The sequence below is a fragment of the Paenarthrobacter nitroguajacolicus genome (assembly GCF_007786235.1).
GTDB lineage: Bacteria > Actinomycetota > Actinomycetes > Actinomycetales > Micrococcaceae > Arthrobacter > Arthrobacter nitroguajacolicus_A.
The window spans coordinates 50651-69612 of sequence record NZ_VNFK01000006.1 but is presented as its reverse complement, the minus strand read 5'-3'; the positions used below and the strand labels follow the sequence as shown (position 1 = coordinate 69612).

General features: G+C 63.8%; 17 protein-coding genes and 2 tRNA genes. 16 read left to right on the top strand and 3 right to left on the bottom strand.

Features of this window, described 5'->3' with window-relative positions; translation table 11 throughout:
- Window positions 1-61: 61 nt before the first annotated feature.
- The 9 genes from FQP90_RS09595 to FQP90_RS09555 all read left to right on the top strand — a co-directional run bounded on the left by FQP90_RS09595 (window position 62) and on the right by FQP90_RS09555 (window position 9352).
- Window positions 62-1174 (top strand): branched-chain amino acid aminotransferase, encoded by a 1113-nt coding sequence (locus FQP90_RS09595; RefSeq protein WP_144649615.1) that lies wholly within the window; start codon window positions 62-64, stop codon window positions 1172-1174.
- A 263-nt stretch (window positions 1175-1437) separates the two neighbouring features.
- Window positions 1438-2253 carry an MBL fold metallo-hydrolase gene (locus tag FQP90_RS09590; RefSeq protein WP_244296640.1) on the top strand — a complete coding sequence of 272 codons (816 nt, stop codon included), beginning with the start codon at window positions 1438-1440 and terminating at the stop codon, window positions 2251-2253.
- Window positions 2254-2276: 23 nt separating this feature from the next.
- Window positions 2277-3053 (top strand): fumarylacetoacetate hydrolase family protein, encoded by a 777-nt coding sequence (locus FQP90_RS09585; RefSeq protein WP_090818840.1) that lies wholly within the window; start codon window positions 2277-2279, stop codon window positions 3051-3053.
- A 125-nt stretch (window positions 3054-3178) separates the two neighbouring features.
- Window positions 3179-4699, top strand: coding sequence for a glutamate--tRNA ligase (gene gltX, locus FQP90_RS09580; protein WP_144649611.1), 1521 nt, complete (start codon window positions 3179-3181; stop codon window positions 4697-4699).
- A 14-nt stretch (window positions 4700-4713) separates the two neighbouring features.
- On the top strand, window positions 4714-5451 hold the full coding sequence (locus tag FQP90_RS09575; protein WP_144649609.1) for an HAD family hydrolase: 738 nt from the start codon (window positions 4714-4716) through the stop codon (window positions 5449-5451).
- A gap of 126 nt (window positions 5452-5577) precedes the next feature.
- Window positions 5578-5649: transfer RNA gene (locus FQP90_RS09570), tRNA-Gln, on the top strand.
- A gap of 128 nt (window positions 5650-5777) precedes the next feature.
- Window positions 5778-5850 (top strand) — tRNA-Glu (locus tag FQP90_RS09565).
- 98 nt (window positions 5851-5948) lie between these two features.
- Entirely contained in the window at window positions 5949-7742 is a 1794-nt protein-coding gene (locus FQP90_RS09560) for a dynamin family protein (RefSeq protein WP_439898642.1), read from the top strand.
- Window positions 7739-9352: a GTPase gene (locus FQP90_RS09555; RefSeq protein WP_144649607.1), complete on the top strand. Its 1614-nt coding sequence runs from the start codon at window positions 7739-7741 to the stop codon at window positions 9350-9352. The genes FQP90_RS09560 and FQP90_RS09555 overlap by 4 nt, the downstream gene beginning before the upstream one ends.
- On the opposite strand, the gene FQP90_RS09550 is transcribed toward FQP90_RS09555, so the two are convergent.
- Window positions 9349-9891, bottom strand: a complete 543-nt coding sequence (locus tag FQP90_RS09550) for a DUF1697 domain-containing protein (RefSeq protein ID WP_144649605.1) — start codon at window positions 9889-9891, stop codon at window positions 9349-9351. The two genes, FQP90_RS09555 and FQP90_RS09550, sit on opposite strands and share 4 nt — an antisense overlap.
- Before the next feature lie 2 nt (window positions 9892-9893).
- Entirely contained in the window at window positions 9894-10613 is a 720-nt protein-coding gene (locus FQP90_RS09545; RefSeq protein WP_014922101.1) for an IclR family transcriptional regulator, read from the bottom strand.
- A gap of 133 nt (window positions 10614-10746) precedes the next feature.
- Here FQP90_RS09545 and leuC point away from each other — a divergent pair, with 133 nt between their 5' ends.
- From leuC to FQP90_RS09515, 6 genes are all read left to right on the top strand, one after another.
- Window positions 10747-12198, top strand: coding sequence for a 3-isopropylmalate dehydratase large subunit (gene leuC, locus FQP90_RS09540; protein ID WP_144649603.1), 1452 nt, complete (start codon window positions 10747-10749; stop codon window positions 12196-12198).
- 9 nt (window positions 12199-12207) lie between these two features.
- A complete protein-coding gene (leuD, locus tag FQP90_RS09535; RefSeq protein ID WP_144649601.1) occupies window positions 12208-12816 on the top strand; it encodes a 3-isopropylmalate dehydratase small subunit in 609 nt (202 codons plus the stop codon).
- Window positions 12817-13013: 197 nt separating this feature from the next.
- Window positions 13014-14339, top strand: coding sequence for a UDP-N-acetylglucosamine 1-carboxyvinyltransferase (murA, locus tag FQP90_RS09530; RefSeq protein WP_144649599.1), 1326 nt, complete (start codon window positions 13014-13016; stop codon window positions 14337-14339).
- An 11-nt stretch (window positions 14340-14350) separates the two neighbouring features.
- Window positions 14351-15124 (top strand): lysophospholipid acyltransferase family protein, encoded by a 774-nt coding sequence (locus tag FQP90_RS09525; protein WP_144649597.1) that lies wholly within the window; start codon window positions 14351-14353, stop codon window positions 15122-15124.
- Window positions 15121-16173, top strand: coding sequence for an NAD(P)H-dependent glycerol-3-phosphate dehydrogenase (locus FQP90_RS09520; RefSeq protein ID WP_144649595.1), 1053 nt, complete (start codon window positions 15121-15123; stop codon window positions 16171-16173). Before FQP90_RS09525 ends, FQP90_RS09520 begins: the two co-directional genes overlap by 4 nt.
- Entirely contained in the window at window positions 16173-17312 is a 1140-nt protein-coding gene (locus FQP90_RS09515; protein ID WP_144649593.1) for a D-alanine--D-alanine ligase family protein, read from the top strand. The genes FQP90_RS09520 and FQP90_RS09515 overlap by 1 nt, the downstream gene beginning before the upstream one ends.
- 4 nt (window positions 17313-17316) lie before the next feature.
- On the opposite strand, the gene FQP90_RS09510 is transcribed toward FQP90_RS09515, so the two are convergent.
- Window positions 17317-17826, bottom strand: a complete 510-nt coding sequence (locus FQP90_RS09510; protein WP_144649591.1) for a DUF3515 family protein — start codon at window positions 17824-17826, stop codon at window positions 17317-17319.
- Between the two features lie 122 nt (window positions 17827-17948).
- Between FQP90_RS09510 and FQP90_RS09505 the strand changes: the two genes are divergently transcribed.
- Window positions 17949-18962 carry a thiamine-phosphate kinase gene (locus FQP90_RS09505; RefSeq protein ID WP_144649589.1) on the top strand — a complete coding sequence of 338 codons (1014 nt, stop codon included), beginning with the start codon at window positions 17949-17951 and terminating at the stop codon, window positions 18960-18962.

Below are 18962 nucleotides of genomic sequence, written 5' to 3'. Positions count from 1 at the left end.
CTGAACCACACCCTTTTGGGGACCCGGTTCGCCCTGCCAGGTAGCTGACTGTGGAGGAAACATGACTCAGACTGCCCATGGCGTCGAATTCAGCCAGCAGCTTTCGGAAACCCCGAAATCTGCTGAGGAGCGTGCAGCCGTCCTGGCGAACCCAGGCTTCGGCGACTACTTCACCGACCACACCGCCGTCGTCGACTACAAAGTTGACGCCGATGGCAATGGCGGTTGGCAGAATGCCCGGATCGAGCCGTACGGACCCATTTCCCTGGACCCGTCGGCCGCTGTCCTGCATTACGGCCAGGAAATCTTCGAAGGACTCAAGGCCTACCGCCACGCTGATGGTTCCGTGTGGACCTTCCGCCCCGAGGCCAACGCCGCCCGCCTGAACAAGTCGGCCCGTCGCCTTGCCCTCCCGGAACTCCCGGAGGAGTACTTCCTTGGTGCCATCCGCGAACTCGTGCAGGCAGACAAGGAATGGGTTCCGTCCGGCGACGGCGAAGCCCTTTACCTTCGCCCGTTCATGATCGCCACGGAGGCGTTCCTCGGCGTTCGCGCCGCCCGCGAGGTGTCCTTCCGCGTCATCGCGTCCCCGGCCGGAAACTACTTCGGTGGCGAGCTCAAGCCGGTCTCCATCTGGATCTCGCGCGAATACGCCCGTGCCGGCCGCGGCGGAACCGGTGCGGCCAAGTGCGGTGGCAACTACGCCGCGTCCCTGATCGCACAGCAGGAAGCAGAGGCCAACGGTTGCAAGCAGGTCCTCTTCCTGGACCACTTCAATGACGACGCCGTGGAAGAACTCGGCGGCATGAACGTCTTCTTCGTCATGAAGGACGGTTCGTTGGTAACGCCCGCCCTCAGTGGCACCATCCTTGAGGGCGTTACACGGATGTCCGTCATTCAGGTGGCTAAGGACATGGGCCGCGAAGTCACCGAACGCAAGATCACCCTCGACGAGTGGCGCGACGGCGTGGCGTCCGGCGAGATCACCGAAGTCTTTGCGTGCGGTACGGCAGCCGTCATCACGCCGATCGGTGTGCTCAAGGACGCCACAGAGTTCATTGGCGCTGAGGACGCGAAGGCCGGGGAAACCACCATGGCCATCCGCGAACAGCTCCTGGGTATCCAGACCGGAACGGTCGAGGACCGCCACGGCTGGCTGACCCGCCTGGTCTAACCCAGGAATTTCCTGAAACAACTGAAACGCACGACGGCGGTCCTGCCCTTGGTTTCCAAGCGGCAGGGCCGCCGTTCTGCTTCCCGCACGCTCTTTCACATCCCGTCGCTTTTTTGACGGCGCTCTCTCACATCCCGTCGCTGGGGCCGGACGGTGGGTGAATGTCATCGGTTGGATTCGGTGGGAGGGGTGGGATGTGGGAGAAGGTTGGTGGTTTGGGGGTGGAATGTGAGAGAGCGTCGGTTCGGTGCCAAGATGGGACAGTGACTTCTGAATCAAGGGCGACTTCCGACAACGCACCCACCGAAAGCGACACCTCCTTGCAGCGCAGCAGCGGGCTCACGCGCTTCCGGCTGGCCCCCAACCCGGGCCCCATGAGCCTGGACGGCACCAACTCCTATGTCATCGGCGCGCCTGGCTCCGGCCACGTTGCCGTGGTGGACCCGGGCCCGGAAGACGAACAGCATTTGACCGAGTTGGCGGCAGCCGGTGTGGTGGATGTCGTGCTCATTACCCACCGACACGCAGACCATACAGAGGCATCAAAGCGCTTCCAGGAATTGACAGGGGCGCCGGTCCGGGCTGCGTCCCCAGAGTATTGCCATGGCGGCGCGCCCCTGCAGGACAACGAGGTCCTCCACGTTGGCGGCGTCGAAATCCGCGTCGTGGCAACCCCCGGCCACACCTCCGATTCTGTTTGCTTCCACCTTCCCGGCGACGGGCCCAACGGCTCGGTCCTCACGGGCGACACCATCCTGGGCCGCGGCACCACGGTGTTGGACTACCCGGATGGCCGTCTGGGGGACTACCTGGCAAGCCTGGACCGGCTGGAAGCACTTGGCCCTGCCACCCTCCTGCCCGCCCATGGTCCCGTGCTCCCTGCCTTGGACGAGAAGTGCCGCGAGTATCGGGACCACCGCGAGCAGCGGCTCGACCAGATCAGGGCAGCTCTGCAAAGCCTGGGACTGGACGCCTCGATCGCTGCCGTTACTGATGCCGTGTATCCCGACGTCGACCCGTCGGTCCGGTGGGCGGCCGAGACTTCCGTGGCAGCGCAGTTGGATTACCTTCGCGGCTAGGCCGGGACGGTAGGCTTGAGCCCATGCGTATCGCCCGGTTTGTAGTTGATTCTGATCCCCTTTATGGCGTTGTGGAAGGCGAGCCCGGCAGTGAGGAGATCACTGTCATCAATGGCGACCCGTTCTTCAACGGCGTCGAACGTACCCATGTCAAGCACAAGCTTGAGGACGTCCGGCTCCTCGCTCCGATCATTCCGCGCAGCAAGGTGATCGGCGTGGGCCGGAACTTCGCCGAGCACGCCGCGGAACTGGGCAACGAAGTTCCCCAGCAGCCCCTGCTGTTCCTTAAGCCCAACACCTCGGTGATCGGGCCGAATGATCCCATCATCCTCCCCGAGTTCTCCGAGGAGGTCTCCTTCGAAGCCGAGCTGTGCGTGGTGATCGGACGCATCTGCAAGGACGTTCCGGAGGAGCGCGCGGACGATGTCATCTTCGGCTACACCTGCGGTAACGACCTCACGGCCCGCGATGTCCAGAAAACGGACCTCCAGTGGGCGCGCGCCAAGGGCTTCGATACTTCTGCGCCATTGGGCCCGTGGATTGAAACCGAGCTCGACCACGAAGACCTGTCCATCCAGGGCCGCCTGAACGGTGAACTCCGCCAGGACGGCAGCACCAACCAGATGATCCGCGGCGTGCGAGAGCTCGTCTCGATCGTCTCCCACGCGTTCACCCTGCTGCCGGGCGACGTCATCATGACCGGCACCCCTGCCGGCGTTGGCCTTGTCAGCGAAGGCGACCGCTTCGAGGTAGAGATCGAAGGCATTGGCCGGCTCTCCAACCCGGTGGTTCGCCGCTAGGCAACCAGCTACAGGCAGAAACCTCGACGGCGGCACTTACCTTTTAGTCCGAAAGGTAAGTGCCGCCGTCGAGCGCTTTCCGCCGGGAAACCGAGGCGGCGCCAAGCGGTAAAGTTGGAACCACTATGACTACTGCTTCTGCGTCGAACGCTGCCTCCAGCGCCATCCCTGCCGTTAACGCCGAGACTCCGGTCCGCGTCCGTTTCTGCCCGTCGCCCACGGGAACGCCGCACGTTGGCCTGATCCGCACCGCCCTGTTCAACTGGGCCTATGCCCGCCACACGGGTGGCAAGCTGATCTTCCGCATCGAGGACACCGACTCTGCCCGCGACAGCGAGGAAAGCTACCACCAGTTGCTCGATGCCCTGAAGTGGCTCGGCATCAACTGGGATGAGGGTGTAGAGGTCGGTGGGCCGCACGAGCCGTACCGCCAGTCGCAGCGCGGTGACATCTACCAGGATGTCATCGCCAAGCTCAAGGCCGGGGGACACGTCTACGAGTCCTACTCCACGCCGGATGAGATCGAAGCCCGCCACAAGGCCGCCGGCCGCGACCCGAAGCTGGGCTACGACGGCTTCGACCGGCACCTCACGGACGAACAGCTCGCACAGTTCAAAGCCGAGGGCAGGGAGGCTGTCCTGCGGCTCCGCATGCCGGACGAGGACCTGACCTTCACCGACCTCGTCCGCGGGGAGATCACCTTCAAGGCCGGCTCCGTTCCCGACTTCGCTGTTGTCCGTGCCAATGGCGCACCGCTGTACACCTTGGTGAACCCGGTGGATGACGCTCTGATGGGGATCACCCACGTCCTGCGCGGCGAGGACCTGCTGAGCTCCACCCCGCGCCAGATCGCACTGTACCGTGCGCTCTACGCCATCGGTGTTGCCGAATACATGCCGGAGTTCGGCCACCTGCCGTACGTTATGGGCCAGGGCAACAAGAAGCTCTCCAAGCGTGACCCCGAATCCAGCCTGTTCCTGCACCGCGAGCGTGGCTTCATCCCCGAGGGCCTGCTCAACTACCTGTCCCTGCTCGGCTGGTCCCTGAGCGCGGACGAGGATATCTTCACGGTGGAGCAGTTGGTGGCCAACTTCGACATCCATGACGTCCTGGGCAACCCGGCGCGTTTCGACATCAAGAAAGCCGAAGCCATCAACGGAACCCACGTCCGGATGCTTGCTGCCGAGGACTTCAAGGAGCGGCTGGTTCCCTACCTCCGCGCCGCCGGATTCGTAGGAGAGATCCTCACCCCGCGGCAGGAGGAGATCCTCGCGGAGGCAGCCCCGCTGGTTCAGGAACGAATCACCCTTCTGGGTGAAGCTCCGGAGATGCTGGCCTTCCTCTTCAAGGCCGATGACGCCATTGACGTTGCGGACGATGCTCGCAAGGGACTTCCCGCCAACTTGGAGGAAGTCCTTGACGCTGCCCTGGCGGCGCTGGCGCCCATTGAAGAGTGGACCGCCGAGAACATCCAGAGCGCGCTGAAGCAGGCGCTCGTCGAGGATCTGGGCATCAAGCCGCGCGCGGCGTTCGGGCCAGTGCGCACGGCCATCTCAGGGCGCCGCATTTCTCCGCCGCTGTTCGAATCGATGGTGATCCTGGGCAAGGATTCCTCGTTGGCCCGCGTTCGCGCTTTCCGCGGCTAGGAGCGGGACCAGTCATGGCGATCGCAAGCTCCTTCGGCACTATCCGCGGTGTCCTGTTCGATATTGACGACACTTTGGTGGACCTCGAGTACGCCATGACAACAGCACTCCGCGATGTCAGTGAACATCTCCTGCCCGGCCTGGACCAGGCCGGGTGGGTGAAGTTTGGCCGGATCTTCACCCACGAGACCACGCACTTCTACGACCGCTACCTGGCCGGGGAGCTGACCTTCAACGAGCAGCGGCTGCTGCGCGGCAGGGCCGCTTTGGGCCATTTTGGCGTGGAGCTCGACGACGGTGAGGATGCGCAGGCGTGGGTGGCTGAGTACCACCAGCGCCAGACGGCATATGTGAGGGCTTTCGACGACGTGGCAGGGGTGCTGGATGCGCTTGACGCCGCAGGCGTCCCGTACGGAGCTGTCAGCAACAACGTGCATGACTACCAAAGGGCCAAACTCGATGGTGCCGGCCTTTCCAGGATCAGGGTCCTCGTGGGAACGGACACGGTAGGCGTGCCCAAACCGGATCCCGCTATCTATCTCGAAGGCGTTCGGCTCCTTGGCACCCATCCGGGGGAGACGCTCTACGTTGGCGATAACAGGCTTCTCGACGCCGACGGCGCAACGGCAGCCGGGCTGGTGGGAGTGTGGCTCAACCGGACCGGAGAAGCAGTGGAGGAATTCACTGGGCGCCAGGTGGATTCCCTCTCACGCCTGCTGCTGGCGGCTCCCAGCAGCGCTAGATCCATGTGATGCAGGTAACGGGTTCTCGATTTGTGCAGGTGGCAAGACTCCGGTAGAGTCATTACTCGTGCTGAGGGGCACGGAGGGAAAAGCTGAGGGAAACCGAGGCAAGGAACTCCGGTCCAAAAGTCACTTTGGGATATGGTGTAATTGGCAACACTACGGTTTCTGGTACCGTCATTCTAGGTTCGAGTCCTGGTATCCCAGCTCTGATATTCCGCGTGAACACGCTGGAAATTCGGAAATTCCAAGCCGCTGAAGCGATTTGGAGTGAAGCTGAAAGTGTGAAATACTCATTCAGCTTTATCGCCGGAAACGGCGACAAAAAAGTGCAAGGCCCCATCGTATAGCGGCCTAGTACGCCGCCCTCTCACGGCGGTAACGCGGGTTCGAATCCCGCTGGGGTCACAGATAAATCCCCCGGAACCCAGGTTCCGGGGGATTTCTTTTTGCCCTTTGCGCCTTCCCGACACTCGAGACCGGGAACCGGCTGGCATGATGATGCTGTGACTGCAAACAATGACCGGACAGCTGACGGGTCAAATCCCGTAAAGCCTCCCGTGCCACCGGCCGCGGCAGCCGCCGTCGAAACCTTGGAAGCTGCCCGTCTGGAACTTGCGGCCACCACGCTTCCGCTCGCCGTACCGGACGTCCAGGAAGCCCGCCAGTGGATCCGCGAATCCCTCGCGCAGCTGGACGATTACGTAATACCCCGGTATCGCAGCCTGGACGCTCCGCTGCTTGCCGTCGTCGGCGGTTCAACCGGAGCCGGTAAGTCGACGCTGGTCAACGCGCTGGTCGGCTATCCGGTGACTCGAGCGGGTGCCATCAGGCCCACGACGCGCCAACCGATCCTCCTGCACCATCCGCAGGACGCGGGGTGGTTCGCGGGCAATCGCATCCTGCCAAGCCTGGAGCGGATTCGCGGGACCGTATCAGCGACCCCTGTGCCCGCCAACCAGGCAGGTGCCGCCCCGGATGCCCAGGCGATCACCTCCTTGGTGTTGGTGGGGCATGAGCGCGTACCCCAGGGCATCGCCCTTCTTGATGCCCCCGACGTCGACTCGATTTCCGACGACAACCGCAGGCTCGCCGGACAACTTCTGGCCGCTGCGGACTTGTGGATATTCGTCACCACCGCAAATCGGTACGCCGACGCCGTTCCCTGGCGCTTGCTCCTGGACGCGGCTTCGCGGGATATCACTGTTGCCGTGGTGCTGGACCGCGTGCCGCCCGCCGCCGAGGACGAGGTGCGAACCGACCTGCAGGCGATGCTTGACCGGCAGGGCCTCGGGGAAGCGAAGCTCTTCGTGGTGCCGGAGAGCGCTCTGGACGGCCTGGGAATGCTGCCGGCAGAATCCGCGGACCCTTTGCGTCAGTGGCTGGCAGCCTTGGCTGAGAACGCAGCGGGGCGGGCAGAGGTCGCACGTCGGACGCTCAATGGCGCCGTCAACGCTGTCAGCGTCCGTCTGGAGGGCATCGCCGCTGCAGCGGAGGCGCAGGACGCCGCGGCGCTGGATCTCCAGTCAGTCTGCGTTGCCGAGTACGAACACGCGCTCTCGCGTATCCTCGAGGCCACCAAGGACGGAGCGTTGCTTCGAGGAGAGGTCCTGGCGCGGTGGCAGGATTTCGTGGGAACGGGGGAGTTCTTCCGGGCCGTGGAGCAGAACATTGGCCGCATGCGGGACCGGGTGGGTGCCTTCTTCCGCGGTGAGCCTGCTCCGGCGGTGAAGGTCGAGACAGCCATAGAGACCGGCCTGCAAGCTGTGATCCTGGACGAAGCCGCCAACGCAGCGGAGAACGTGGACAGGCGCTGGCGCTCGGACACTGCGGGCCGCCATCTCCTTGGCCCCGATGACCTCTCCGGGACAAGCGAAGGTTTCGATGCCAAGGCCGCTTCGGCCATCCGCTCCTGGCAGGAAGGGCTTATGGAGATGATCCGCACGCAGGGTCAGGGTAAACGGACCCAAGCCCGATGGCTCTCCTTCGGCGTTAACGGGCTTGGTGCTGCGCTCATGGTGGTGGTGTTCTCCATGACGGCCGGTCTGAGCGGCTTGGAGATCGGGATCGCGGGCGGAACAGCCGTGGTCGGCCAGAAGCTGTTGGAGACGGTGTTTGGCGAGGATGCTGTCCGCCGCCTCGCCCAGCAAGCCAGGGATGACCTGCACACGCAGTGCCAACGGCTCCTGGATGACGAGGGGCAACGATTCCTCAGCCGCCTTGAAGCAGCCTATCCAGGCTCCGGCAATGATCTTTCCCGGCACGCCAAGGCCCTCCGCCGTCTGGCGGGGGCCGCATGAGCCGCCACAGCCAGGTGCGTGAGTCGTCCCAGTTGCAGCGCCGGCTCGAAGCACTCAACACCGCCCGAGAGCTCGCCGAGGGCGTTCTTCCGGACCAGGAACTGCAATCCGTCTATGACGTTCTCGAACGAGCGGCGTCCCGGCGTTCGTTGTCGGCCGGCCACACCGTAGTGGGCTTCTTTGGGGCTACCGGCAGTGGCAAGTCTTCCTTGTTCAACGCGGTATCCGGCAGCGAGCTGGCCACGGCTGCTGCCCGCCGCCCCACCACCTCGCAGCCTTTGGCGGGCATCTGGGGCGAAGACGGCAGCGGGCCGCTGCTCGACTGGTTGGACGTGAAGGAGCGGCACATATTGCCGCCGGTCCAAGGAATGGCCGATGATGCCACCGGACTGGTGCTCCTTGACCTTCCGGACTTCGATTCCACCCGGGTCGAAAACCGGGAGATCGTGCAACGAATGGTGGGCATGGTGGATGTCCTGGTGTGGGTTTTGGATCCTCAGAAGTATGCCGACGCCGCGGTGCACAATGAGTTCCTGCGGCCCATGGCCTCCCATGGTGCGGTCACCTTGGTGGTCCTGAACCAGGTGGATAAGCTCACCGCCGCCGATGCCTCGGCGGTCATGGAGTCTTTGGAAGCGATCCTGGCGCGCGACGGCCTGGGCAAGGTTCGGGTGCTCAGTGCATCAGCACTAACAGGCGACGGCGTTCCAACCGTCCGCGGGGCCATCAGGAACGTCGTGGTCCAGCGGGAGGCAACAACACAGCGGCTGGCCGCAGACGTTGCGAAAGCGGCCGCTGAACTCGCCCAGGTCTCCGGCGAAGGGGAGGCCAGGGGCATCAAAGGAAGTGCCAAAGCCCGCCTCGCGTCCGAGCTGGCGACGGCGGCGAACGTACCCGTGGTGGTGGACGCGGTCGAGCGGTCCTTCAAAAGGGAGTCGGCCCGCAGGACGGGCTGGCCCGTTACCCGTTGGTTGTTGCGCTTCCGGCCGGACCCGCTGCGTCGACTCAACTTGGGCAGGGACGACACCAGGCCCGAGCTGAGCCGGACCTCCTTGCCTCCTGCGGGCGCGCCTGAGCGTGCTCGGACGGATGCCGCTGTCCGGGATTTTGCGGACGACGCATCCGCAGGTGCTCCCGGTCCGTGGCGGGCAGCCATCCGTGGAGCCGCAAGGGACGGCCGCGAACAGCTGCCTGATGCGCTGGATCAGGCCATTGCCGGAACCGACCTGAAGGCAAGTAAGCGACCCCTGTGGTGGGTGCTCTTCAATACCGTGCAGTGGCTCGCTCTTTTGCTGGCCGTGGGTGGGCTTGGCTGGCTGGGAGTCCTGGCCGCGCTGGGCTATTTCCAGATGCCCGTTCCGGAGGTTCCGCGGACGGAGGGGTGGCCTTGGCCTACGTTGATGGTAGCCGGGGGAGTGTTGTTGGGGATCGTCCTGGCCATCACGGGGCGCATCCTCGGAAGCTGGACAGCCCGCGTTCGCGCGTCAGGGGCAGGGAAGCGGTTGAAAGCGGCCGTGGCCGTGGTTGCAGAGCAGAGGATCGTGGAGCCCGTTGACGTGGAAGTTATGCGATTGAAGGCATTCAACGCCGCCTTGAAAGCCGCGCGCTAAACCTCGAGAGCCGCTGCAGCGTCCCTGACCTTGATGAGCGTGCGCAGGTTCCTGGTGGTGGTGTGGGCCTTGTAGCGTGCCTTGGCCGAGAGCTTGCTGAACGGGCTGTCCAGGGTTCCTCCGGCGGGGGCCAGCCACGCAGAGGCTTCCGGGCCAAGCCGCACCTGCTCCACGCCACCCAGGGCTTCGCCTGCTTCAAAAAGCTCATCAAGCATGGCGGTATCGGAGGCCAAAGTAATGTAACTGTGGGTGGATGTGTCATCGGCGGGGTACGGGCAGGCTTCGACGAGTTCGGCCACCCTGGATGCCGACAGCACCACCACCCAGGCGTCATATCCAAACGTGTCCCGCAGGCACTTCTCGAACTGTGCTTTGACCTCCTTGGCGCTGAGATCGCTTTGCAGCACCACGTTTCCGCTGGCCAGCAGGGTCTTGACCTTGGCAAACGGGTAGTCCCCGAGCGCGGTCCTGAGGTCGGCCATCTTGATGTTGATGCCGCCCACGTTGATGCCGCGCAGGAAGACGGCGTAGCTTTCCATGGCTAGTCGTTGTTCTTCCGGAGTGCCTCGGTCAGTACCCGGGCGGCGTTACAGACCACTTCGGCGTGCAGCCTGCCCGGCTGGCGGGTGAGTCGTTCAATAGGACCGGAAATCGATACCGCGGCAATGACCCTTCCGGAGGGTCCACGCACGGGGGCCGAAACCGAGGCGACCCCGGGTTCGCGTTCGCCGAGGCTCTGACCCCAGCCCCGGCGTCGTACTCCTGCCAGGACGGTGGGGGTAAAGCGGGCGTTTTGCAGCCCCTCAAGGAGGCGGTCATGGTCTTCCCATGCCAGCAGTACTTGGGCGGCGGAGCCGGCCTTCATGGACAGCTGGGTGCCGACGGGAATGGTGTCCCGAAGGCCGATGGGGCGCTCAGCGGAGGCAACGCACACGCGCCAGTCACCCTGGCGCCGGAAAATCTGGGCGCTTTCGCCGGTGGCGTCGCGCAGTTGGATCAGGACCGGACCGGCCGAAGCGATGAGTCGGTCCTCTCCGGCGGCCGAAGCCAGTTCCACCAGGCGGCTGCCCAGGACGAAACGTCCTTGGATGTCGCGGCTTACCAGGCGGTGGTGAACCAGTGCCAGCGCGAGCCGGTGAACCGTAGGCCGGGCAAGGCCCGTGGCCGCTACGAGTTGCGCGAGCGTGGTGGGCCCGGCCTCAAGTGCATCGAGTACTTGAGCCGCTTTATCAATGACACCGACTCCACTAGAATTGTCCATGTAATGATATTGCCGTCTCAATATCTGAGATGCAAGTTGTTTCACTGGCCTATTTCGCAGCCGTGCTGGTTCAGTGGAAGAAGAACAGTTCAGTGGATGAAGAACATCCAACCGCAGTGAAGGGAGCAAGGCCGTGGGAAAGACACTGGCCGAGAAAGTCTGGGACGCGCACGTAGTGCGCAAGGGTGAAGGCGAAGGAGCCAATGCCCAGCCAGACCTTCTCTTCATCGACCTGCACCTCGTCCACGAAGTGACGTCTCCGCAGGCATTCGAAGGCCTGCGCCTGGCCGGCCGGCCATTGCGCCGTGTGGACCTCACCATCGCGACGGAGGACCACAACACTCCTACGCTGGACATCGACAAGCCCATTGCCGATCTCACCAGCCGCACCCAGATTGAAACCCTGCGCGCCAACTGCAAGGAATTCGGTGTCCGCCTGCACTCGCTCGGCGACAAGGAACAAGGCATCGTACACGTCGTGGGCCCGCAGTTGGGCCTCACCCAACCGGGCATGACCGTGGTCTGCGGCGACTCGCACACTTCCACTCACGGCGCCTTTGGTGCCTTGGCCATGGGCATCGGTACCTCGGAAGTGGAACATGTCATGGCCACCCAGACCTTGTCCCTGAAACCGTTCAAGACCATGGCCATCAACGTCGAAGGCACCCTGCGTCCCGGCGTCACAGCCAAGGACATCATCCTGGCAGTCATCGCCAAGATCGGCACCGGTGGTGGCCAAGGTTACGTCCTGGAGTACCGCGGCTCTGCCATCCGAGCTTTGTCCATGGACGCCCGCATGACCATCTGCAACATGTCCATCGAGGCCGGCGCCCGTGCCGGCATGGTGGCTCCGGACCAGATCACCTACGACTACATGGAGGGCCGCCCGCACGCGCCGGAAGGCGCCGACTGGGATGCCGCCGTCGAGTACTGGAACACCCTCCACACGGACGCCGACGCAACTTTCGATGTCGAGGTGGACCTGGACGCTGACGCGCTGGAACCCTTCGTGACCTGGGGTACCAACCCCGGCCAGGGTGTTTCCCTCTCTGCCAAGGTTCCTTCCCCCGAGGACTTCGGTGACGAGAACGCCAAGGCTGCCGCAGAGCGTGCCCTGCAGTACATGGGGCTCGAGGCCGGCACGCCCATGAAGGACATCCGCGTGGACACCGTGTTCCTGGGGTCCTGCACCAACTCCCGCATCGAGGACCTCCGCGCCGCTGCCGACATCATTCGCGGACGTGCCAAGGATCCCAACGTGCGCATGCTGGTAGTTCCGGGCTCGGCGCGCGTCCGCCTGGAGGCCGAGGCAGAGGGCCTGGACAAGGTCTTTAAGGAATTCGGTGCCGAATGGCGCTTTGCTGGGTGCTCCATGTGCTTGGGCATGAACCCGGACCAGTTGGAACCGGGGGAGCGCTGCGCTTCGACGTCCAACCGCAACTTTGAGGGTCGCCAGGGCAAAGGCGGCCGCACGCACCTGGTCTCACCCGTGGTGGCAGCAGCCACAGCCGTCCGCGGCACGCTGAGCTCGCCGTCGGACCTTGAGTCCGCGCCAGCAGGCACACTGACCGGAATCGCAGTCTAGGAGGATCCCATGGAAGCATTCACTACCCACACCGGCATCGGCGTCCCGCTGCGCCAAAGCAATGTGGACACGGACCAGATCATCCCCGCGGTCTACCTCAAGCGCATTACGCGCACCGGCTTCGAAGACGCCCTGTTCGCGGCGTGGCGCAAGGACGAGTCGTTCATTCTCAACCAGGCACCGTTCAATGCAGGCTCCGTGCTGGTTGCCGGTCCTGACTTCGGCACGGGATCATCCCGCGAGCACGCCGTTTGGGCCCTGAAGGACTACGGATTCAAAGCCGTTCTCTCTTCCCGGTTCGCCGATATCTTTCGTGGCAACTCAGGCAAGCAGGGACTCCTCGCCGCCCAAGTGGCACAGGATGACATTGAACTGATCTGGAAGGTCCTGGAAAACGCTCCGGGCACCGAGGTGAAGGTTGACCTGGTCAGCAAGACCGTGGAATGCGGCAATGTCGTGGCGCCCTTCGATATCGACGACTACACGCGCTGGCGCCTGCTGGAGGGCCTCGATGACATCGGACTGACCCTCCAGTATGAGGAAGACATCACCGCTTACGAAGCCACCCGTCCGTCCTTCAAACCGAAGACTCTCCCGGCGAAAGTAGATGCCCGGTAGCTCCTCCGGACTTGCGCTGACAGAGGACCGTCGGACCCCCTGGAAGGGTCCGACGGTCCTTTTTCGCAGGAGTTTGGTGGGGGCCGGATCCGTGCGGCGCGGGGCGGGTCCATTTCGGTTCGGTAACACGAGCTTCTATGCTTAGCTGGAGCCTTTGTAAGTTTGGGGGGCGAGTAGTCGTGAGGAAACCGGTATAGATGAGTAGTGTTCTGACAATCCGCGGTGGCGTCCCGTTGACGGGACGAGTGACCGTTCGCGGTGCCAAGAACCTGGTGCCCAAAGCCATGGTGGCTGCGTTGCTGGGCAGCGAACCATCGGTGCTGAGGAACGTGCCGGAAATCAAGGATGTAGAGGTTGTCACCAGCCTTCTGCAGCTCCATGGTGTGACTGTCGCGAAAGACCCTGTCACAGGTGACCTCACCTTGGACCCCAAAGATGCGAAGACCGCCTCCAGCACGGCAATTGATGCGCATGCAGGCGATTCGCGGATTCCCATCCTGCTGTGTGGACCCCTGATTCACGCCATCGGCGAGGCCTTCATCCCCGATCTCGGCGGCTGCAAGATCGGTGACAGGCCCATTGACTACCACCTGAATGTCCTTCGCCAGTTTGGCGCAGTGGTGGAGAAGCGCCCGGGTGGCATTCACATCTCCGCACCGCACGGCCTGCATGGCGCCAAGATCTCCCTTCCATACCCGTCGGTTGGTGCCACTGAGCAGGTCCTGCTCAGCGCAACCCGCGCCGAGGGCATCACGGAACTCATTGGGGCAGCAACCGAGCCCGAGATCATTGACCTCATCGCGGTCCTGCAGAAAATGGGCGCCATCATCAGCGTCCAAACCGACCGCACCATCCGGATCGAGGGCGTCAAGGACCTTCGCGGATACAACCACCGCGCGCTTCCGGACCGCAACGAGTCCGCCTCCTGGGCATCTGCTGCGCTGGTTACCCGTGGCGATATCTTTGTTGAAGGCGCTTCCCAGCGCGACATGATGACGTTCCTGAATACCTACCGCAAGGTGGGCGGCGGCATGGACATCGGCGACGACGGCATCCGTTTCTACCACCAGGGCGGCAAGCTTTCCCCGTTGGTTCTGGAGACGGACGTGCACCCGGGCTTCATGACGGACTGGCAGCAGCCCCTGGTGGTCGCCCTGACCCAGGCCGAAGGCGTGTCGATCGTCCACGAGACCGTGTACGAGAACCGCTTTGGATTTACCGAGGCCCTGGCACGGATGGGCGCGAACATCCAAGTCCACCGCGAGTGCTTGGGCAGCGTGCCTTGCCGTTTCGGGCAGCGGAACTTCCTGCACTCCGCCGTGATTTCGGGGCCAACTCCGCTCCGGGGTACCGACATCGATATCCCTGATCTCCGCGGTGGTTTCAGCCACCTCATCGCGGCGCTGGCAGCCACTGGTACGTCGCGTGTCACCGGCATCGACATCATTAACCGCGGCTATGAGCGCTTTACCGAGAAGCTGGCCGGCCTGGGCGCCGACTTCGACATCACCACCACCAAGTAGCGGGGGATCCTTTGAAGGAATCGGCCAAGAGCCGTGCCACGTTCGTGCTGTTGGCGGGCCTCGCGCGCCCACTCATGAACCTCCTGATGAACAAGAAATGGGAGGGCATCGAGAAGCTTCCAGCCGGTGGCTTCATCGCAGTGCCCAACCACTGCACAGAGATCGATCCTGTGGTGGTAGGCCACATGGTGTACAACCAGAAGCGGCCACCGCACTTCCTCGCGAAGGCGGGTCTTTTCAAGGTCCCCGTCCTGGGAGCCCTGCTGCGCGCAACCAAGCAGATTCCGGTGGAACGCTCGACGGCGGGAGCGAACCGCTCGCTGCAAGTGGCCAAGGAGGTGGTGGACGCCGGTGGCGCCATCATCATCTACCCGGAGGGAACCCTCACCAGGGATCCCGACCTCTGGCCCATGAAAGGCCACACGGGAGCTGCCCGCCTGGCCCTGCAGACGGGCGCGCCAGTGGTCCCTGTGGCCCATTGGGGCGCGCATGAAGTCTTCCCGCGGTATGCCAAGCGCTTCCATGTGTTTCCGCGTAAGACGGTCCGGGTCCTTGTCGGGGAGCCCGTGGACCTGAGTGCCTTCGCTGACCGACCCCTGGACCGGGCGACGTTGACTGAGGCCACGGACGTGATCATGGACGCCATCACAGACCTCTTGGCGACACTTCGCGGTGAAGCTGCACCGGCTGAGCGCTGGGACCCGGCCGTGCACAAACAGTCCAAGCACGGCCGCTTCGTTGACGGGACATCCCCTGATGCGCAGCAACCGGAGGACGGCAAGTGACGGTGCTCGAAAACCCAGGCTTTGTTCCTGCGACCGTAGCTGTCCTCGGAGCAGGATCGTGGGGCACTACTTTTGCCAAGATCCTCGCCGACGCGGCGGCAGCTTCCGGCGCCGAACGCAGCATCCGGATCTGGGGACGGCGCGCAGAAGTCGTGGAGCAGATCAACTCCATGCACCGCAATGAGCAATATCTGAAAGACATCGAACTTCCGGTATCCGTTACGGCATCGATGGACGTGGCGGAGGTGCTGAGGGACGCCGGCTTGGTGGTCCTCGCCGTGCCGGCCCAATCTTTGAGGCCGCAGCTGGGTGAATGGAAAACCTTGCTCGCACCCGATGCTGTGGTGGTGTCCCTGATGAAGGGCCTTGAGTTGGGCACCGACGCCAGGATGAGCGAAGTCATCGCCCAGGAACTGGGTCTTCCTGAATCACGTGTGGCCGTTGTGTCCGGGCCCAACCTCGCGATGGAAATTGCGCGGGAGCAACCGACGGCGTCGGTGGTAGCCTGCCGCGATGCAGACACGGCGGCTGCCATAGCCCTGTGCTGCACTGCCCCCTATTTCCGTCCTTACACCAGCACCGACGTTGTGGGGGTGGAGATCGGTGGGATCGTCAAGAACGTGATCGCGCTTGCCGTGGGTATCTGTGAAGGCCGCCAGATGGGGGACAATACCAAGGCCTCAGTGATTACCCGTGGGCTCGCCGAGACCTCGCGCCTGGCCTTGGCACTCGGCGGGGAGGCCCACACCATGGCCGGCCTGGCTGGCCTCGGCGACCTCGTGGCCACCTGCTCCTCCGCCCTCTCGCGAAACCACACTGCGGGCCGGTTGCTCGGCGAGGGACTCACCCTGGAACAAGTGGCCGAAAACATGACCCAGACCGCCGAGGGCATCAAGTCCGGCCCTGCCGTGCATGAGCTCGCTGGCAAGTTGAATGTTGAAATGCCCATCACAGCAGCCGTTGTTGCGGTGCTTGAAGGCAGAATGTCCGTTGATGACCTGGGGCCACGACTACTGGCCCGGGCACTGAAGTCCGAAGGCGACTACTGATAGTGACTGAAGAAACTACTCCTGTTGCAGGCAGCCGTCCCCGGGTTGCGATCCTCTTTGGCGGGCGTTCCAGTGAACACGCCGTCAGCTGTGTCACCGCGGCCGGCGTCATGGGGGCCATCGACAAGAACAAGTACGAGGTGATTCCCATTGGCATCGCCAAGTCGGGGCAGTGGGTTTTGGCCTCGGGCGACACCAGCCAGTGGTCCTTGAGCTCTGCGGCGCTTCCTGAAGTTGCGCCGTCGGGCAGGACCGTCACCCTGGCGGAGGTGGGTGGCGAACACCAATTGATCGTCACCGAGCCCAACGCCGTTCCCCAGGAACTCGGTTCCGTGGACGTGGTCTTCCCGCTGCTGCATGGGCCGTGGGGCGAGGACGGAACCATTCAGGGCCTCCTCGAATTGTCCGACACCCGATATGTGGGCGCCGGAGTGCTGGCCTCTGCAGTCGGCATGGACAAGCACTTCATGAAGGTAGTCTTCGAATCCGCTGGACTGAGCGTTGGCCCGTACATCGCTGTGACGGACCGCGAATGGGTTACTGACGCCGAGGCCGTCCGGAAGCGTGTGGACAAGCTTGGCTTTCCGGTGTTCGTCAAGCCGGCCCGTGCCGGTTCATCCATGGGAATTTCCAAGGTGGACTCGCTGGAAGGGCTGGACGCTGCCATCGAGGAAGCCCGGCGCCATGACCTCAAGCTGGTCATCGAGGCGGGCATCGTGGGCCGCGAGATTGAGTGTGCCGTCCTTCAGGGGCGTGGCACAGACGCACCACGCACCTCAATGCCCGGTGAAATCGCGGTAGCGGCCGGTGAGCACCAGTTCTATGATTTCGCCGCCAAGTACGTGGAAGATGGTGCCGCAGCATTGAGCTGTCCGGCTGACATGCCGGATGAAGCAATAGCCCGGGTGCGGGAACTGGCTGCTGTGGCCTTCGACGCCGTGGGAGCAGAAGGCCTGAGCCGCGTGGACTTCTTCTACACGCCTGCCGGCGACCTGGTGATCAACGAAATCAACACCATGCCTGGCTTCACGCCCAAGAGCATGTACCCGCAGATGTGGGCGGCCTCGGGACTGGCTTACGGTGATCTGATCGATGAACTGATCCACTTGGCGCTGACCCGAAAAACGGGCCTGCGCTAACGCACTATTGCGTGGTTGGCAGGTTTTGCAGGTCTTCTTGGCCTACACACTTGCCGGTCGCCTTGATCTTGCCCACCGCGGCTGCAAGCTCGGTGAGGACCGTCGCCGAGCTGATGTTGGCCGCCTCCAGCTTGACCGGATCGATCAGGATTTCCGTCGCCGGCTCGCGGCCGAACGTCGTCAAGGTGTAGACGGGGTCGCCTTCCTTGATGACCCAGTCGATGTCATTGACGCTCACGCAGCGGTCAGTGGTGGGTCCGGGAACATTAACGCCGCAACGGAGGATGACCTGGGATGGATCGCCCCAGGCGGCTGTCGCCTGGCTGTTGGTCTTGCGGAGGGCGGCGTCGCCGATCTGATCCGGCAGGGCCACCATCATGGGGGCACAGGCAGGATTCGCGGCGTCCGCCGCGGCCGTGACGTCTACAGCTGGGGAGCAAGCCGACAATACGAGGACGGATGCGGCAGCCATGGAAACGGCCAGAGCAGTCCGGCGGAGGGTCTTTCGGTGCATCCATCCAGCCTATCCCGCATGCGCTCCCGGGCAGATTCGCGTAGCCCCGGTCACATTCCCGCCAAGGCCCAGCCGATGGAACGCGGCATTATCCTGTCGGTGGATCGCGATAGCGTAGAGCCGTGCCCGCAGAACAGTTGACTGTCCAAGACCTTTCGGAGTCCGAGCTCCTCGCCCGGATCTTTCCGCGCCTGAACCACAGCCCCGGCGTCCTGCTGGGGCCCGGCGATGACGCGGCCCTGATCGCAGCGCCCGATGGCCGGACGCTGATCTCCATCGACACCCAGACCCAGGACCAGGACTTCAGGTTGGACTGGAACAACGGCTACCAGACCAGTGGCTATGACGTTGGCTGGAAAGCCGCTGCTCAGAACCTCAGTGACATCAATGCCATGGGCGGCAGCGCTACGTCCCTTGTCGTCAGCCTGACCATGCCGCCCGTTACACCTGTGGAGTGGGTCGAAGCGTTCGCTGACGGCCTCACAGCGGCCATCATTGCCCTGGGCGCCCCGGACTGTTCAGTAGCCGGGGGAGATCTCGGCAGGGGTCGTGAGCTCGCGGTGACGGTCGCCGTCGTCGGAACCCTTGACGGGTTGGCACCTGTGCTGCGTTCCGGGGCGAAACCCGGCGACACCATAGCGGTGGCAGGGACGCTGGGCCGGGCGGCGGCCGGCTGGGCCCTGTTGGAAAGCGATATTCGGATGGACAGCCTCAGCAGCGAGCTGAGGGGCTTGGTGGAAAGCCAATGCCGGCCTGTTCCTCCACTGGCGGCGGGCCCTGCGGCCGCGCGTGTGGGTGCCACTGCGATGCTGGATATTTCCGATGGCCTGCTTCGCGATGCCAGCCGACTTGCCGGGGCAAGCGATGTGGTCCTGGATTTCGATCCCGTGGCACTGAAGGTTCACGCTCTTCCGCTGGAACCGGCGGCCGCACGGCTGGGCGTGGACGCCATGCCGTGGGTGCTTGGTGGGGGAGAGGACCACGGACTGCTTGCCACCTTCCCAGCAGGAATTCAGCTGCCGCAGGGCTTCACTGCGATAGGCTCAGTTCAAGCCGTTGTCGAGCCGCCAGGCAGCGGCGTCCGGATTGCCGGGCAAGCTGCTGACACCGTTGGATGGGATCACTTTGCAGACTAA

Coding starts and splice junctions, on each gene's coding strand:
- FQP90_RS09595 (WP_144649615.1), top strand. CDS start 62: ATGACTCAGACTGCCCATGGCGTCGAATTCAGCCAGCAGCTTTCGGAA.
- FQP90_RS09585 (WP_090818840.1), top strand. CDS start 2,277: ATGCGTATCGCCCGGTTTGTAGTTGATTCTGATCCCCTTTATGGCGTT.
- gltX (WP_144649611.1), top strand. CDS start 3,179: ATGACTACTGCTTCTGCGTCGAACGCTGCCTCCAGCGCCATCCCTGCC.
- FQP90_RS09575 (WP_144649609.1), top strand. CDS start 4,714: ATGGCGATCGCAAGCTCCTTCGGCACTATCCGCGGTGTCCTGTTCGAT.
- FQP90_RS09555 (WP_144649607.1), top strand. CDS start 7,739: ATGAGCCGCCACAGCCAGGTGCGTGAGTCGTCCCAGTTGCAGCGCCGG.
- FQP90_RS09550 (WP_144649605.1), bottom strand. CDS start 9,891: ATGGAAAGCTACGCCGTCTTCCTGCGCGGCATCAACGTGGGCGGCATC.
- FQP90_RS09545 (WP_014922101.1), bottom strand. CDS start 10,613: ATGGACAATTCTAGTGGAGTCGGTGTCATTGATAAAGCGGCTCAAGTA.
- leuD (WP_144649601.1), top strand. CDS start 12,208: ATGGAAGCATTCACTACCCACACCGGCATCGGCGTCCCGCTGCGCCAA.
- murA (WP_144649599.1), top strand. CDS start 13,014: ATGAGTAGTGTTCTGACAATCCGCGGTGGCGTCCCGTTGACGGGACGA.
- FQP90_RS09510 (WP_144649591.1), bottom strand. CDS start 17,826: ATGCACCGAAAGACCCTCCGCCGGACTGCTCTGGCCGTTTCCATGGCT.